General features: G+C 25.0%; 13 protein-coding genes. 2 read left to right on the top strand and 11 right to left on the bottom strand.

Features of this window, described 5'->3' with window-relative positions:
- The 4 genes from T523_RS01590 to T523_RS01575 all read right to left on the bottom strand — a co-directional run.
- Positions 1 to 1,630 (bottom strand): putative glycoside hydrolase (locus tag T523_RS01590; RefSeq protein WP_042707156.1); only part of this gene is annotated, 1,630 nt, incomplete at its 3' end.
- Positions 1,631 to 2,622: 992 nt separating this feature from the next.
- A complete protein-coding gene (thsA, locus tag T523_RS01585) occupies positions 2,623 to 4,284 on the bottom strand; it encodes a thermosome subunit alpha (protein WP_394296270.1) in 1,662 nt (553 codons plus the stop codon).
- Positions 4,285 to 4,497: 213 nt separating this feature from the next.
- Entirely contained in the window at positions 4,498 to 5,178 is a 681-nt protein-coding gene (locus T523_RS01580) for a DNA alkylation repair protein (protein WP_042707153.1), read from the bottom strand.
- Between the two features lie 300 nt (positions 5,179 to 5,478).
- Positions 5,479 to 6,711, bottom strand: coding sequence for an FprA family A-type flavoprotein (locus T523_RS01575; protein ID WP_042707152.1), 1,233 nt, complete (start codon positions 6,709 to 6,711; stop codon positions 5,479 to 5,481).
- A gap of 605 nt (positions 6,712 to 7,316) precedes the next feature.
- Here T523_RS01575 and comD point away from each other — a divergent pair.
- Together comD and comE are read left to right on the top strand one after the other, a co-directional pair.
- A complete protein-coding gene (comD, locus tag T523_RS01570; RefSeq protein ID WP_042707151.1) occupies positions 7,317 to 7,823 on the top strand; it encodes a sulfopyruvate decarboxylase subunit alpha in 507 nt (168 codons plus the stop codon).
- Between the two features lie 9 nt (positions 7,824 to 7,832).
- A complete protein-coding gene (gene comE / locus T523_RS01565) occupies positions 7,833 to 8,375 on the top strand; it encodes a sulfopyruvate decarboxylase subunit beta (RefSeq protein ID WP_042707150.1) in 543 nt (180 codons plus the stop codon).
- Positions 8,376 to 8,565: 190 nt separating this feature from the next.
- On the opposite strand, the gene T523_RS01560 is transcribed toward comE, so the two are convergent.
- The 7 genes from T523_RS01560 to comA all read right to left on the bottom strand — a co-directional run bounded on the left by T523_RS01560 (position 8,566) and on the right by comA (position 17,659).
- On the bottom strand, positions 8,566 to 9,360 hold the full coding sequence (locus T523_RS01560; protein ID WP_042707149.1) for an alpha/beta hydrolase: 795 nt from the start codon (positions 9,358 to 9,360) through the stop codon (positions 8,566 to 8,568).
- A 303-nt stretch (positions 9,361 to 9,663) separates the two neighbouring features.
- Positions 9,664 to 10,566, bottom strand: coding sequence for an AEC family transporter (locus tag T523_RS01555; protein ID WP_042707148.1), 903 nt, complete (start codon positions 10,564 to 10,566; stop codon positions 9,664 to 9,666).
- Positions 10,567 to 10,906: 340 nt separating this feature from the next.
- Positions 10,907 to 13,219 (bottom strand): ferredoxin:CoB-CoM heterodisulfide reductase subunit HdrA, encoded by a 2,313-nt coding sequence (hdrA, locus tag T523_RS01550; RefSeq protein WP_042707147.1) that lies wholly within the window; start codon positions 13,217 to 13,219, stop codon positions 10,907 to 10,909.
- A 19-nt stretch (positions 13,220 to 13,238) separates the two neighbouring features.
- Complete coding sequence (gene hdrB, locus T523_RS01545) at positions 13,239 to 14,291, bottom strand: ferredoxin:CoB-CoM heterodisulfide reductase subunit HdrB (RefSeq protein ID WP_042707146.1); 1,053 nt, start codon at positions 14,289 to 14,291, stop codon at positions 13,239 to 13,241.
- A 20-nt stretch (positions 14,292 to 14,311) separates the two neighbouring features.
- On the bottom strand, positions 14,312 to 14,908 hold the full coding sequence (gene hdrC, locus T523_RS01540) for a ferredoxin:CoB-CoM heterodisulfide reductase subunit HdrC (RefSeq protein ID WP_042707145.1): 597 nt from the start codon (positions 14,906 to 14,908) through the stop codon (positions 14,312 to 14,314).
- A gap of 139 nt (positions 14,909 to 15,047) precedes the next feature.
- Positions 15,048 to 16,316: a methanogenesis marker 16 metalloprotein gene (locus T523_RS01535; RefSeq protein ID WP_042707144.1), complete on the bottom strand. Its 1,269-nt coding sequence runs from the start codon at positions 16,314 to 16,316 to the stop codon at positions 15,048 to 15,050.
- A 569-nt stretch (positions 16,317 to 16,885) separates the two neighbouring features.
- Complete coding sequence (gene comA / locus T523_RS01530) at positions 16,886 to 17,659, bottom strand: phosphosulfolactate synthase (RefSeq protein ID WP_042707143.1); 774 nt, start codon at positions 17,657 to 17,659, stop codon at positions 16,886 to 16,888.
- Between the last annotated feature and the right edge of the window lie 225 nt (positions 17,660 to 17,884).

The following is a 17,884-nucleotide window of genomic DNA, read 5'->3' as shown; positions in this document are numbered from 1 at the left end:
CAATAGTAGTAGTTGAATAATTAGGACCCTGATTATAATTTAAAATAAACTTATAAGTCCTAGTAGCAGAATCAACATACCCAGATTTAACTAAATTACCACTAACAGAATCACCCATATTAGGACTAGAAGGTTCACTTAAAGACTTAACAACCGCAATATTAGCAGTACTACCAGAATTTAATTGTGAGATAGCTCTAGACTCATAATATAAAAATTGAGCTAAACTAACTTTCACAGAACCAATAGTAACAGAACTAGGCAACTTACCATTAGCAACATAATAAGCCCTAACAGTCTTAGCAGCACTAACAATCTGACTAATAGTAAAACTTGTAGGATTACTTGAATTAGTAGAATTAGATGAATTAGTTTTTGAACTATTCATAGAACTAATTCCACCACTTAATGAAGTCATATTAAAGATATTGAAAAGAGCATATCTGAAATAAACAACCCCATCAGCACCACCATTTAAAGCATATTGTGAATCAGTAGATAATACACTACTACTTAATTTAACAACATTTGAATCAGAATCATAAGTTTGAAGAGCAGTCCAAACTTCTGCATTACCTGAATGATTTTTAAAGTAGGTACTAGTAGATTTAATCCATGAGTCAGTTTCTTCATAATTTCCTTTATAAACCATAGGAATAAGTATATCTACAATATTTCCTAATTGATCAGAATCTTGACCATAATAATAAGCATTAGAAGATGTTTCTGGCATGATAATTGCAGCAACTTTAATATTTGAATTTATTTCTTTAACTGCAGCAGTTAACATTTGTGTAAATAATGTTATATATTCAGTTCCATTAGCATATTTATATGCAGTTCCAGGGAACCTTAAATAATCTAAAGCAATACCTGCTACACCTTGAAGTTCAGCATAAGATTTTGCTTCATTAATTTTCTGAGTCCAATAAGATTTACCACAAGTTGCTGGATTTATAAAACCACCATCATAAAAACATTGCACCCAAATATAAACATTTATATTATAGGTTCTAGCTTTTTTGATAAATGATTCAACAGCACTAACACCATAAGTTTCTACAGCATAATAATTTAAGAATATATTTCCAATATGATTTGCATAAAGTTTAGACAAATCAACACTATTCATATTACTTCCAAATAAAAATACTCCAAAAGTATTGTTATTTAAATTTGTAATATTATTATTTGAACTTGTATTATTTACAAGAGTAGAACCTACTGATGTTGTAGTTAATTGTTTATTTACAGTAGAAACATTACTATAATTTTCAGTAGTATTCAAAACTGTATTATTAATATTAGACACAGTATTTGAATTACCGACACTATTATTATTAGAAATTATAGAACTTTCAACATCTACATTTGAAGAACTATTATAACTACTTACGATAGAACTTGAAGAACTACCATTATCACTATTTGATATAGCATTTGTAGAATTATCACATGTATTTACGGAATTTGTTACCGTATCATTTGTTACAGTTTGAATTGAATTACTTACCGAAGAATTTGATATTGCAACTGTATTATTATTAACATCAGTTGCACAAATAGCACCAATGCTTAAAAAAACAATGAGCACCATTAATAAGCTAAAATATCTAAATTTCTTCGACATTTTTCGCCTCCTAATTTGTTCATATAAATTCTTAAAAAGAATACATTTAAAAAAAAGTAAAAAATTACATTTTTTTAAAAATATTCTTAGTACAAAATAATGTATAACTTAAATTGTATATAAAGGTTATGTTTAAGAAATAAAGCATTAAACCAATAGTATTCAATAAAAACAACATAATAACAATAGAATAAAATAAAATAAATAAAAAAACAACTATAAATAATATAAAAAGCAATAAAAGATAAGTTTTAAAATTTAAGTTAAAAAATCCTAGAAAAATGAAATACATTAATAATTTATTCATGAAATTAAAATAAAAAATAAATTGAAAGATAAAATAAAAAATAAAACTTATAAATTCTTAAAATAATAAAAATAATAAAAATAAAACAATATTTATTAAATAGAACATGTATAATCTGATTTAAAAAAATAATTAAAAAAATAAAAAAATAGGTAAAAAGCCAGAAAAAAGATTTAAAAAAATAAAAATTAAAAAAATAAAAAAATATATAGAAAATAGAAAGAAAAAGACATAAAAAATAATTTTAGAAAAAAACAAACACAAATTAAAAAAAATTAAACAAAACTGATAAAAAAACAAAATAAAAAACAAACACAAATTAAAAAAAATTAAACAAAACTGATAAAAAAACAAAATAAAAAACAAACACAAATTAAAAAAATTAAACAAAACTGATAAAAAAACAAAATAAAAAACAAACACAAATTAAAAAAAATTAAACAAAACTGATAAAAAAACAAAATAAAAAACAAACACAAATTAAAAAAAATTAAACAAAACTGATAAAAAAACAAAATAAAAAACAAACACAAATTAAAAAAATTAAACAAAACTGATAAAAAAACAAAACAAAACTAAAAAAACTGATAAAAACAAAAAACTAGTAAAAACAAATAAAAAAATAAAAAGAACTTAAGAATTCTTAAATATATTTATAATAAAAAAATGTAAATTATTAAAAAATTTACATTGGTGGCATTCCGCCCATACCCGGCATTACACCATTAGCATCATGAGGAATTCCACTGTGGTCAAGACCATCATCTTCATTACCAGTTGAATTAAGAGCACCTGCAGCAGCAACTACATCATCAATACGAATAATCATAGAAGCAGCTTCAGTTGCAGAAGTAATAGCTTCTTTTTTAACTCTTAAAGGTTCAACTACTTCATCAGACATATCAACAATTTCTCCTTTAAATACATCAATACCCATTGTATTTGAATTTTCATGAGCACCAATAAGTTTAGAGATAATGTTAACAATATCAAGACCAGCATTTTCAGCTAAAGTTCTAGGAACAACTTCTAAAGCTTTAGCAAATGAACGAATTGCTAATTGTTCTTTACCACTATGTGTTTCACTGAAAGCACGGAGTCTTCTGGAAATTTCAATTTCTGGAGCTCCACCTCCAATAACTACTTTTCCATCTTCAATAGTAGCAGAAACTACACCAATTGCATCATCAAGTGCACGAGCAATTTCTCCAGTAACATATTTAGTAGAACCTCTTAAAACAATAGAACATGCTTTAGGTTCTTTAGTTTCTTTAAGGAAAGTTAATTTTTGATCAAAGATTTTTTTAGTGTAAATATGACCAACAGTACCTAAATCTTCAGCACTTAAATCTTCTAAATCAAGAACGATTTTTCCACCAGTTGCATGTGCTAATCTTTCCATATCTGTGTTTTTAACACGTTTAAATGCTGTAATACCTGCATCTTTAAGATATTGTACAGCCATATCATCAATACCTTTTTGACACATTAAAACATTTGCACCAGCATCAACGATTTTTTGAACTAAATCTTTTAAAATTTGTTGTTCATTATCTAAAAATGCATTCATTGCAGAAGGTGAAGACAAATCAATTTTTGAATTCATAGTTAAGTCTCTAACTTCAAGAGGATATTTTAAAAGAGCAATTTTAGCATCTTTAATATCAGTAGCCATATTTTTACTTACAGGAGAATTATCAATAAGAATACCATCAACAACTTCAGAATCTTCAACAGAACCTCCATTGACCCTTTGAGTATTAATGTGTTTGTTTACTACTTTTCCATCTTCTACAACACGAGTACAAGCTTCTACAACAATATTTGCAAGAGATTCTTTAGCATAATCTGATCCTTTACCAGTCATTGCAGTCATAGCTACTTTTTTAAGAGTTTCTTTATCATCTACATCAATTGCAATATCTTCTAAAATTTCTAAAGTTTTATCTAAAGCAGCTTGATAACCTCTTAAAACAATAGGTGCAGGAGTTCCATTATCAACTAATTTTTCAGCTTCTGAAAGTAATTCACCAGCAATGATAACTGCAGTAGTAGTTCCATCTCCAACTACGCTTTCTTGATTTCTAGCAATATCAACAAGCATTCTTGCTGCAGGATGTGCAATATCCATTTCTTCTAAAATTGTAACACCATCATTTGTTACAATAACATCCCCTAATTTTTTATTTACTAACATTTTGTCTTGACCTTTAGGTCCAAGAGTAGTTCTTACAATGCTTGATAATATTTTTGAAGCATAAACGTTTAAATGAAATGCATCTTTACCTTTAAATCTTTGAGTACCTTGAGGTAAGATATAGATTGGTCTGTTTGAATTATTTGCCATCATATCACCATTAATTTTCTTAATTACAATATAAGGTTTTTATAAAACCTTAAAAAAAATAAAAATAAATATTTAAGTATAAAATTTAAATAATCAATTTTTAATTAACTAATAGTCCATTAATATAAAATGTGTTTATGGTTATATAAAAAGATTTCGAAAAGTATTTATTAACCACTTAAATTATAAAAATTGATAGAATAAAATAGATTTTTATTTATTTAAAAGTCTTTTTTGAATTTTATCTGATTTTAACTCATTGATTGCATTTTTAGATATCCAATTTCCAGCCTTACAATCTTTTTTAAGAATTTCATAAGAAAGATTTATTAATTCTTTATTAAGAGTAATATTTCTTTTGCCTATTTGTCTAATTGCCCAATTAACTGATTTTTTAACAAAATTACGATTATCACATGAAGCATTAACTATCAAAGGATAAAATTTTCTAAAATAATCATCATCTTCTTTTTTCTTATGAACTGCAAGAACTGCAATAAGAGAAAAAGCTGTTCTTTTAACATATTCTTCATCATCTTCTACCCATAATGGAATTTTAGATATTGCTAAATCAGATTTTCTAAGAAGATTTATACAAGCTTGATCAACTATATCCCAAGAATCAAAATCATTAACCCATATATTTAATTGTTCTTCACTTAATTTATCTGGTTCTTCAACCATAGTTGCAAGAATTCTTGATTCATGATATTGGTGATTCCATAATTGAAGTGCAAGTTCATGATTTTTACCAATTTTTTTAGCAATTTTTCTAATTTCAGGCATTCGAATACCATATGATTTATTAATATTTATACCAAATCTTTTTTGACCTTCAATATTTTTCTCATCACTAATAGATTCAAATTCACAAATAACATCTTCAAAATTCACATTATCACCTAATAAAAAAATACTTAAAAATTATTTTTTTAATATAAAAGTTCCATATAATTTTATAGTATAATTAAATAAATCAAATTAAGTTTTAAAAAAAATATAAAATTAAGAAATTAAACAAATTATTCTTAAAATACAAACAAACACTAAACTAAATAAAAAAACATAAACCAATAACTCTTAAACAAAACAATAAACCAAATAAAAAAAATATAAACAATATTTAAGCTAATAATTTAAATTATAAAAATAGAAAAACCAGAAATAAAGATATTAGAAAAAAATAAAGAAGAATTATTCTTCTTTAATTTCTTTTGCAAGTTTTTTACCTAAATCATAAGCTTGTTTAAGAGCTTTTTCATCAGGAACATAATGAACATCAAGTGCATCATCTTCAAGTACATCGAAACCTGCACTTTCAAGATCAGAAGTTAACCTATTAATAGCTCCTCCTCCCCATCCTTTAGATGAGAATACAACAGCTTTTTTCTTTTTACCTGAATTTGCAAAGCTTAAGCAATTAAAGTAATAAATAATTTTTCCAACATTTGGATATGGATTATTCATCATAGTTGGAACACCTAAAGCAATAGCTTTACTATCAAGAACTTCAGTTACTACATCACTTTCATCATCAACTTTTAAGAAGCACATTTTAACTTTTACACCTTCAGAAATTATTCCTTCAGCAATTTCATGTGCTAATTTTTGAGTTGAATGATGCATTGTATCATAGATAACAGTGATTTTATCTTCACAGTCAGCTGTTGCCCATTTAGCATATAAATTAATAATTGTCTCTGGTTTAGTCCATATTAAACCATGACATGGTGCAATCATTTTAACTTTATCTAAATATCCTGCATCAGTCATTTCTTTAACTTTACTTACAACAAGTGGTGAAGATAAAGTAATTAAATTTGCGAAGTATTTTTTAGCAACTTCTTCAACTGCTTTAGGATCAAGTTCATAATCATATCTTTCACCAGAACAGATATGTTGACCAAATGCATCATTAGAGAATAAAATACCTTCTTCATTATATAAAGTAAAGTTACTATCTGGCCAATGTAACATTGGTGCATTAATAAATGTAAAAGATTTACCACCAAGATCTAAAGTATCACCAGTTTTAATAGGATTCATATCTTTATTAGCTAAACTAGGCCAATGATTTTTAAGACCTGGAATAGCAACTTGAGTACAATAGATTTCAATATCTGGGAATTTTTTAACAATATCCGGTAATGAACCACTATGATCCATTTCAATATGGTTTTGAATCATTACATCAATTTTAACTTCATCTTTTCCTTCTTGAGCAAAAGCATCTTCGATTCTAGCCCATAATTCTGGGAAAAATCCTGGATATACATTATCAATTAAAGCAGTTTTATCATCACCAAAAACAAGGTAACAATTATAAGTAGAACCATGTAAGGAATAACCATGGAATTCACGAGTATCCCAATCAAGAGCACCAACCCAATATACACCATCAGCTATCTTTTTAGCATCTGCAATCATATTTTTCACCAATTTTTTATTTATCCAAAATTAATTTTTAAATATTTAAAGAAATTATTTTGAAATATATTTAATATAGTCCAAAAATAATTTAATAATATATTAAAAATTATAATATATTATAATATATATTATTTAAATAAATTTATATCTTTCGAACAAAATAAATTATAAATAATAATTTTCATAAATTCAACAAAAAATAATGACATTATTGAAAACTTATTTTATTTTAATTAATTATCTAAATTTCATTAATAGATTATAAAGATATTCTAAATTTTAATAATCTTAAAGTTAAATAATTAAATATTTAATAACAAAAAACCAACAAACAAAAAAAATACCAAATAAAATAATAAAAAACCATTACATAATAACAAGAAAATACCAAATAAAATAATAAAAAATACCTAAAAACAAGAAAACACTAAATAAAAAAATAAAAACACCTAAAAAACAACAAACAAGAAAACACTAAATAAAAAAATAAAATATTTTTAATAATAAAAATTCTGTTGAAAAACTCATTTTAATATGAAACTTAAAATCTATTGTTTTTAAATTATAATAAAGATTCCAACAAATTAAAAAAGGAGAATACAATGAATAGTAGTGAAATAATTTATAAAGGAATTAAAGATTCTGGAATTAATTTTATTGTAAGTGTTCCATGTGCTAATCTTAAAGAATTACTAAATTTAATAGATGCAGATGATGAAATAACACATATACCAGTTACAAGAGAAGAAGAAGGTCTTGGAATATGTGCTGGAGCATATATGGCTGGAGCAAAAACTGCAATTTTAATGCAAAATTCTGGATTAGGTAATTGTATTAATGCATTAGAGTCATTATTTGAATTATACTCATTTCCACTTGTAATGATTATGAGTCATAGAGGAACTGAAGGTGAATCAATTGTAGGACAAGTACCTATGGGTAAAGCAACACCAAAATTATTAGAATCTCTTGATTTACCTTATTATAAACCTAAAAATCATGAAGAAGCATATGAAGTAGTATCAAAATCATGGAACAAATCTGTAAAAAGTAGAAAGGTAATTAGTATTTTACTTGAAATTAAATATTGGAAATTAGAAGATGACTGAGGTTAAATTATGGCAACACGTATTGATGGAATTAAAGAAATAATGAAAAATATTGATGATGAACTTATAGTATGTAATATTGGTGTTCCTTCAAAAGAATTATATAAAGTAAAAGATAGAGCTAAAAACTTTTATATGATAGGATCAATGGGACTTGCATCATCAATTGGACTTGGACTTGCAATTAACCAAGATAATACAGTTGTTGTAATTGATGGTGATGGATCTGTTTTAATGAACATGGGTTCACTTGTTACAATAGCTCAAAATCAATGCCCTAACTTAATTTGGATTGTTATAAATAATGGAGCATATGGTTCAACTGGTAATCAGGATACATATGCTAAAAACTTAGATTTAACAAAAATAGCTAAAGATGTAGGATTTGAAAATGCATATAAATTTGAAGATATAAACTTTAGTAAAGTATTAAAAAGTAATAAATGTACATTTATAGAATATAATCTTGAAGCAGGTAATTCTAAATCACCAGTAATAGATTTATCTCCTAATGAAATTAGAGATAGATTTATGAATGAAATTAAAAATTAAAATTTTTCTTACTTTTTTTATCTTCTTTAAAATCATTATAATTTTTATAATTAACTTCTTAAACTTAATTTTAAAAATTAAAATCCTTAAAATAGCTTATAATTAACTTTAAACTTAATTTTAAAAAATTAAATATTTAAATTTTTATAAATATCAACAGAATTTTTTCTTAATTTTAATGATAAATACATTAACAAGTTAACCATTCAACTATTTCTTTCATAAATTTATTCCAATAATCCCATTGATGACCACCAACTCCTTCATGGAAAATATAATTAATATTATTATAATTTGATAAAAAGTTTACAAATTTAATATTAGCATCATATAAAGAATCATCACTAGCACAAGTTATAAATAAATCTGGAATATCTTTATTAGAATCTTCTAATTTTTTAATTAAATTATTTACATTAACATCTCTATTAAGTGCTGTATCTAAATTTCCAAAACATTCTTCAATATATTCCTGATTATATTTAAATATAGATTGATTAGTTTTATCAAAATCATCTTCTAAGATTAAAGCTGAAGATAATGCAACGATTTTTGAAAAGGTATTATTATATTTAAATCCATTATATAATGCACCAAAACCACCCATAGAATATCCTCCAATAAAAGTATCTTCTCTTTTATTAGATAAATTAAACATTCTTCTAGTTATATTTACTAATTCTTCACCAACATATTTTGAATAATTCCTATTAGATGATGGATAATTTAAGTAAAAACTATTTTCACCACTAGGCATTATAACTGCAAGATTATTTCTTTCAGCTAATCTTTTAATATCAGTATGGGTTAACCATTCTATACAATCTCCATACAAACCATTTAATAAATATAATGTTTTATAAGGTCCATTATCTGATTTATTTATATTATGTTCATAATCAATATGATCTACAGGTAAAATTGCAGTAAATGGAATATTTCTTCCTAAAGCTTGTGATTTATATTCCACATTTAATAATGCCATAACATTTCCTTCTATTATTTCAATTAATAATTAATATATTTTTAATTAATAAAAACTTTATTTTAAAAAACAAATCACAAAAATACTAATATTAATAATTAAAACTTATATTAAAAAATAAAAATAAAATTATTAATAATAAAATTTCTATATTAAAAAAATAAACACCAAATAAGATTATTAATAATAAAAACTCATATATTAAAAAAACAAACATCCGATAAGACTATTAATAATAAAAACTCATATTAAGAGAAAAAAATTAATTTTAATAAAAAAAATTAAATTAAGTTTAAAATTATACTAGAAGCAAGACATAAGAATAGGTAAGGTTATAAGTGAAAGTAAAGTATCAAACACGATAATATCTGAAGTTAATTCTACATCAAGTCCAAATTCCATGACATATGAAATTGATAACATAGCAGATGGCATTGCTGATTCAATAAGTGCTATTTCATTATCAAAACCACTTATTCCAAATAATTTTAAAATGAAAAATGCAAAAAATGGATAAACGAAAAGTTTTAATATGGAACCAGTTAAAGTTAATCCAAATTTTTTACCAAAACCTTTAAAACTCATTGATAAACCTAAAGATAAAATAATCAATGGAATAGTCATATCTGCTAAATAATTAACAATATTTATTCCAATAGTACCTATTTGAATATGATAAAAGTTGAATATTAAACCAAATATTAAACCCCATAAAACTGGAAAAGAAAAAATTCGTTTAACAACTTCTCTATATTCTCCACCAAATTTTATAACAAAAATTAAATATACTACAATCATCATTAAAACATCAGTAATATTGAAAAAGATAGCCCTTACAAGACCATTTGTTCCAAATACACCCATAATTACAGGAAAACCTACAAATCCAGTATTACCCATAATTATAACTGAAATTAATGTATATTTTTGTTTATCTGGTAATTTCATACTTGTAAAAAGAACATATGAAAGAATACCTACTAAAAAGGCAGATATAAAACCAATTATTGGAAACTTACCTAAAGTTGGAATAAGAGCCAAATTTGCATCATATAATGAACGAAATACTAAAAATGGCATTGCAAGATAAACAACAACTTTATTAATAGTTTCTCCTTCATTAGCACTTAATAAATCAAATCTTTTTGCAAGAAAACCAATCAATAAAATTATAAAAATAGTTAAAAAAGTTGCTAAAATTTCCATATTATCAATAATTAAATTATATATAATATTTTTAAAATCATCACATATAAAATTTAATTAAAATTAATAAAAGAATAGGTTTATTGAAATTATTAAAATTTAGAATATATCCTATTTTTAATTTGAAAAATAAATAGTTTTTAAAAAAATAAGTTAAATTTTTAAATTATGACTTTAACAACCACAACAAAAAACAATAAATAAACTCCCAACAACCACCTCATAACAAAAAACATTAAATAAATTAAAATATAAATCCATTTAAAATAAATTAATACATTGTTTATTATAAAAATATAATTTTAATAAAATAAAAAAATGAAAAATAGCTAAAATTTAGCTAATCATCAATTTCTGCAATTTTATTATCAAATTCAGTGAATTTCCTTGCTAAACCTGTAAAGTATGGAATATAAACTTTTGAAAAAGTTAGTCTTTCAGGATTTATACCATTATCAGATATTTCACCTTTAATTTTACTTACCTTATTTTCAACTTCATCATACATTACATCGCCCGGATATTCACCAATAAATACACCATCTGCACCATTTTCTAAAGCATATACAATATGTTTTGGAAGTACACGATTTACACTAATAACTTTAATGATATGAATAGATTCTGGATAAGTTAATCTATTTACACCAATATTATCTGCTGAAGTATATCCAACATCATCTAAGAATGCAATAATACGTCTTTCTCCAGGTTTTTTACCTTTTAGTACACCTTTAATAGTTGCAGATATTTTATCTTCAATATTACCATTAATTTGAATTGCATCATTAGGACATACTGTAATACATTTACCACAACCAGAACATGTCATTGGATCAATGAATATTTCTTCATCTTTAACAGATGCAGCTTTATATTTACATATTTTAACACATTCTTCACATAAATTACATAATTCATTATCAACTGCTGCAATAAATGGTTCTATATCTATACCATCATTAATAAGTTCAGATACTTTACTTGCAGATGCAGTAGCTTGAAGAATACTATCTGTTATATCTTTTGGATTTTGTGCAGTTCCTGCAACAAAGATTCCTCTTACATCAGTCATTACTGGTTTTATTTTAGGACTAGGTTCTTTAATAAATGCATCTTCTGTTTGAGAAACATTTAATATATTAGCAATTTCTTTAGTTCCTTCACTTGGCTCAATAGCTGTAGATAAGACAACCATATCTGTATTAATTTCTTTATATTTACGTGTTAAAGTATCTTCTACACGAACAATTAAATTTCCGTCTTTTTTAACAACTTCTCCAGGACGACCTCTAATAAGCCTTACACCATTACTTTGAGCATGTTTAAAGTATTTTTCAAACATTCCAGGTGTTCTAATATCAGTATAACATAAAACAATATCAGTATCAGGATACTTATGTTTAATGATATTAGCATTTTTAAGTGCTACCATACAACAAACTTTAGAACAATATTTATGTCCATCTGGTTTAATATCACGGGAACCTACACATTGTATCATTACAACTCTTTCAGGAACTTTACCATTAGATAAACATTGAAGCTTACCTTTTGTTGGTCCATTAACACCTAAAATACGTCCAAGTTCACTTTGAGTAATTACATCATCATATCTACTATAACCATATTCTGGACGTAAGTCAGGATCAAATAATTTATGACCGGTAGCAATAATAACAGATCCAACTTCTAAAGGAATCATTTCTGAATCTTGTCTAAAACTAATTGCATCCATACGACAAGCACGTTTACAATCACCACATTTATCACAATTGTCTATATCAATTACATAGGTATCAGGATAACATTGTGAGAATGGTTTGTAAATAGATTTTCTATAAGATAAATTATCATTCCAATCATTTGGAATTTCTTTAGAACATACATCAACACAGTCACCACAAGATATACATTTATCAGTATCAACATAACGTGGTTTTTTCTCAACAAGAAGATTAAAACTACCTGCTCTTCTTTCAGCTTTAATTATTTTAGAACTTGTTAGAATTTCAATATTATTATTCCATACAACTTCATTTAAAACAGGATTTAAAAGACAAAGACCACATTCTTCAGCAATTTTAACAGGTGAAAATACTTTACCAATTTTAGCCATATGTCCGCCTATTGAAGGTGTTTCTTCAATTAAATAAACATGTATACCTTGTTTTGCAAGAGATAATGCAGCACTCATACCAGAAATACCACCACCAATAACTGCAGCACTTTCAGTAGTTTGGATTAATATTGGATCTACTGCTTCAGAAACTTTAAGTTTCTCAATAGAAGCATTGATTAAATTTATTGCCTTATCAGTTGCTTTTTGATTAAAAGATTCAGATGTCTGACTATGAACCCAAGAACATTGTTCCCTTAAATTAACCATATCCATAAGATAAGGATTTAAAGGTTTGATATATTCTTGAAATGTTTTTTCATGAGATTCAGGTGAACATGCTGCAATAACGACACGATCTAAATTTTCATTAATGATTTTATCTCTAATTAATTTACTACCATTAATAGAGCATAAATTTTCATATTCTTCAATTACATCTACATTAATTGATTCTTTAATCCTCTCAATATCAAGCACATCAGAAATGTTTCCACCACAATGACAAATGAAAACTCCAACTTTATGATCCATAAATACACACCTTCATATTTTAATTAGTTTCATTAATTTCAACTTTAATTGGATCTGCTTCCATGTTGAAATCTTCACTTTCATCTAAATCTACTTTATATGAAACTTTTTCAATAATTTCTTCTTTTTTCTCTTTACTTAAAGGTTTTAAATCTTTTAAAATAGGTTCAACTGGTACAGTATGTGTTTGTATACCTACAACATCATAAGGATCTGCACCCATAGCTAATGCTAAGAACTGTGCAATATTTAAATGTACAATATTAAATTCTTCACCAATCTTATCCCCAATATAATTTTGATATCTATCAAATTGTACATGGCAATTAGGACATAAATGAATTAAAATATTTGTTTTATTTTCTTTAAGAGATTTTAATTTATCTAAAGTAACAGTTAAAGAGTGTTTTTTATGTACAAATCTTTGGGAAAATCCACTACCACAAGTTGATCTTTTAAAATCATACCATCCAATTGTTTCAACACCACAAGCATTTACAACATCATCAATAATATGGGGATTTCTAATACCTTCAATAGTATCTCCATAGTGGACTTTACAATAATGACAACCATGATGGGTTGCAATATTAAAATTAGAAAAATCATATTTAATATTTTTAGCAATTTCTTTACGTTTACTATAAAAAACATCAATAATGTGGAAAATGTTTTCCCTAGAATCAAGATCCCCTTTTGTAAATTTCATCCAGTCATAGCCACATTTATCAAATACCTGATTTACCTCATCACGTATTTCATCATTATTATTTAAAATATTTGCAACTTTTTTATTAATAGCATAACAGGTTGCACACATCATAACCATATTCGGCCTATTTAATTTATTAGCAAGAGCAAAATGTCTAGCACCATTAACTGTTGTAGAAAATTGATCAAAAACATCAGAATAGTGACCTAAACCAGTACAACAAGTTTGTGCTCTATCAACATGATAATCTATGCCAATTTTATCAAAAACATATTTTGTACTTGATTCAATACCTGGATATTCAACACTTACTAAACAACTTTTAAAAAGTAAAATATTCTTATCTGGAACATTTTTCATATTAAACTCTCCAAAAAATATTAATCCTTATTATTTTTATGATTTCTAATTTTATTTATCCTATCTTCAAACCCACATGCTTTAAGAATTGTTGAAACCTCGACAATAGCATCTTCAGAAGGAAATACTGGATCAAGACCTAAATGAGTTCTTACATCATCTAAATGTGTTTTAAAGTCCCACCAATCTTCACCAATATCTTCTCTCATTTCAGGAAAGAAATTTTCTGGAATTCCACCAATTCCATGATTTAAAAAACTATCCCCAAAACCTAAAAATGGAATTAAATGTTCATCAGCAATACCTTTATCAATAGCAATCTGTCTTAAAACCTGATTTACTTCACATGGACTATTATCTACAGGACAGATACTATGACAAGTATAACAATAGAAACAATACCAAATATCCTCGTCTTCAACAATAGTATTATCCCCTTCCAATACTCTTTCTACCATGGATCTTGGATTATAATCACTATGTTGTGCTGCAGGACAAACAGAGGTACACATACCACATTGAACACATTTCAATAAACCTTCCGGTTTAGAAGACTTAATATTATGAGCAATATACTCTTCAAGATCTAAAGAATCTTCTCTAAATTTTTCAACCATGAATAAACCTCTTTTAAAGAAAAATATTATATTGAAACTAAAAGAGTTTAATTTAAAAATTAAACTCAAAAAATTATAATTTAAACTCCTTATTAAAAATCATGTCATTTAATTGTATTAAGAATCATACCCAATCAAATTATAATTTAAACTCCTTATTAAAAATCATATCATTTAATTGATTAATAATCTCTTTTGCGCGTAATCTATCAGATTGACGACTAACAATATCAACATCATAATCTTTATTGTTAACATTAATAGTTGTTGAACCAGTATTAATTGTAAATGCATTACCAATACAATATTTAGCACAACTTCCACAACCGAAACAATCATTATTTAAATCAAGATGTATTTTATTATCACTAATATAATGTTTTACAGCATTAGTAGGACAGTATTTCTCAACTAAACATTCATCACATGCAATACATTTAGATTCATCTACATTAGGACGTTTTTCTGCACCATTCCACATTTCACCATAATTGGTTTTAGAAACTGGTAAATGTCTTCCTCTAATATCTGCAACTGTTAATGGAATATCTTCATTTAAGAATAAAAGATTATTATATATATCTTCATTTAAAATTGGAATTGGAATAGCTACACTGTCATATACCTCAGGACCCATACCAGTTCTATATCCACCTAAATAACGTGAATCCATCTCTTTAATATCTGCAGATAACATTAAATTAGGTTTTGCATCAGAAGCTCTTGTACCTAAACCTAAAACTAAACCATGAGCACCATTTAAAAGAATTTTAGCCCCTTCTTTAATAACATTCCTATCCATATCATTTTGAAGTGGATTTATATCACCACAACCAGAGAATGTAATTAAATTAAGTCCTGGTTCAAATGGTTTAGCATCAAAAATAGATTTAACATGTGAATCACCAGTATTGACAAATGCAGTATAATTATTAAATGCTTGACGTGTACCAATCATATGAGCAGTAACCATGTCATCAAGAGTAGTGGTGCTATTAATAATTTTACCTTCAATAGTTTCCACTTCTACATCAATTTCTTTACCATTTAAGAGATCTTTTAATAAAAATCCTCCACCATATTCTGGATTATCCCTACTATGACTAGTTCCATTTAATATACAATCAACAGAACCTAATAATTCATTTGGACATGGTCCAACAGAAGCAGGAATTCCATTTAAATAAATATTTTTAGCTTTTTTAAATACACCAGGTTCAGATACAATAATATTAAAAATTGCAGCAGTACCACTCATTACACCACAAGTACCACACGTTACAACATCAACTTCTTCAAATGAAGGAGCTTCATCATTTCTAAGTGCCTCTTTAAAGTCAATAGCAGAAATAACATTAGCTTCACCATTCTCAATTTTTTTATTAATATCTTCAATAGTTCTTTGCAAACAAATCAACCTCTTTTATAAAAAATTAAAAAATAACAATTAAAAATTAAAAATTTAATACATAGTTAAAAATACTAAATTAAAGTATATAAAGCTTTTTAAAGTGAATGTAAGCTTAATATTACTTTATTCAAGAAAATGTTAGATTAATATTACTAAACTTAAAAAAATTAAAATAAAAATTTTAATAAAAATAATAGTAAATCATTAAATTATGATAAAAAATACTATAATAATTAAAATAAAGATAAATATAGAAATATTAAATTAATAAATAAAAAAGTAGATAAAAAATAATAAAATAAAAGAATTTAATAAAGAAAAAATTCTGCAACATCATACTAACTTATTAAAAATTAAGTAAAAAATAGTCTGATGACTCTATTTTTATAAAAATTTAGATAATATTTAATAATTTAAAATCATTTTAAAAAAAGTTAATTCTAAAAATTAGAAAATATAATGAATTAAAAAAATAAAAATAGATAATTTACATTAAATTTAAAGAATTAAAAAAATATAAATTAAAGAAAAATTATATTAAATTTAAAAATTTTAAGAAATAAACCTTATAATTTACCTAGAGTATCTCCTCTAAGACCTCTTCTAATAGTTTCAAGAGAAATAATTTCATCAGTAGAAATATTTCCTAAATTAGCATCAGAACCTAATTTTAAAATGAAATAAACTTGTTGATCTTTTTTAGGAGCTTCCCATATTATATCATCAGGATTAGAGACATTATTTAAAATATAATCAACTTCATCTTCTTTTACATTACTGTTTTCATCATAAATTCCAATGTTTTTTCCACCTTCTCTTGCTTCAACAATAACTTTAGTAGATCCTGCTTCTAATTCTGCATTCATATATTTAACCCTATCTTCTAAAGATATTTCTTTATCTAATGAAGGATTTTTCTTACCTACTTCAGATAAAACATTGAAACCATAATCTTTAGCTTGTTTAATATAATCTATTTTTTCATCATATGGCAAATTAGTAGAACCATTAGAAATTTCAATAGTTTCAAAACCTAATCTTTTTGCTTCTTCAAAAAATTCAGGAATTTTATTTTCTAAATAAGCAAGTTCAAATAATGTTCCACCAGTATAAGGTTGAATATTATATTTTTTATACATTTTAACTTTTGCTTTTACAATTTTTTCACTTTGAACTACTGTAGTACCCCAACCAAATTTAAGATAATCTACATAGTCTCCTGCAATTTCCATTAAACATTTAGCAGTATCATATCCTAAACCTTTATCTAAAACCATAGTAATTCCTTTATTTCTTGGTTTTGATTCTCTTTCATTTAGGAGAAAATTAAAAGCATTCATTATATCACCATATTAATTTTAAAAAAATAATTTATATTGAAATAAATTAAATAATAATTTAAATTTAAAATATTTAAATCTTTTTAGAAATTGTATATTCTAATATAAAAAAATTAGAAAATCAAATATTAAAAAAAACTAAATTAGAAACTATTAAAGATAAATATAAAGTCAATTAAAAAAAATAAAATATATAATATTAATAAGTTTATAAAAGATTATTAA

Source organism: Methanobrevibacter wolinii SH (assembly GCF_000621965.1).
Classification (GTDB): Archaea; Methanobacteriota; Methanobacteria; order Methanobacteriales; family Methanobacteriaceae; genus Methanarmilla; species Methanarmilla wolinii.
The sequence above is the reverse complement of the archived record's forward strand: the minus strand, read 5'-3'. Positions and strand labels throughout refer to the sequence as shown.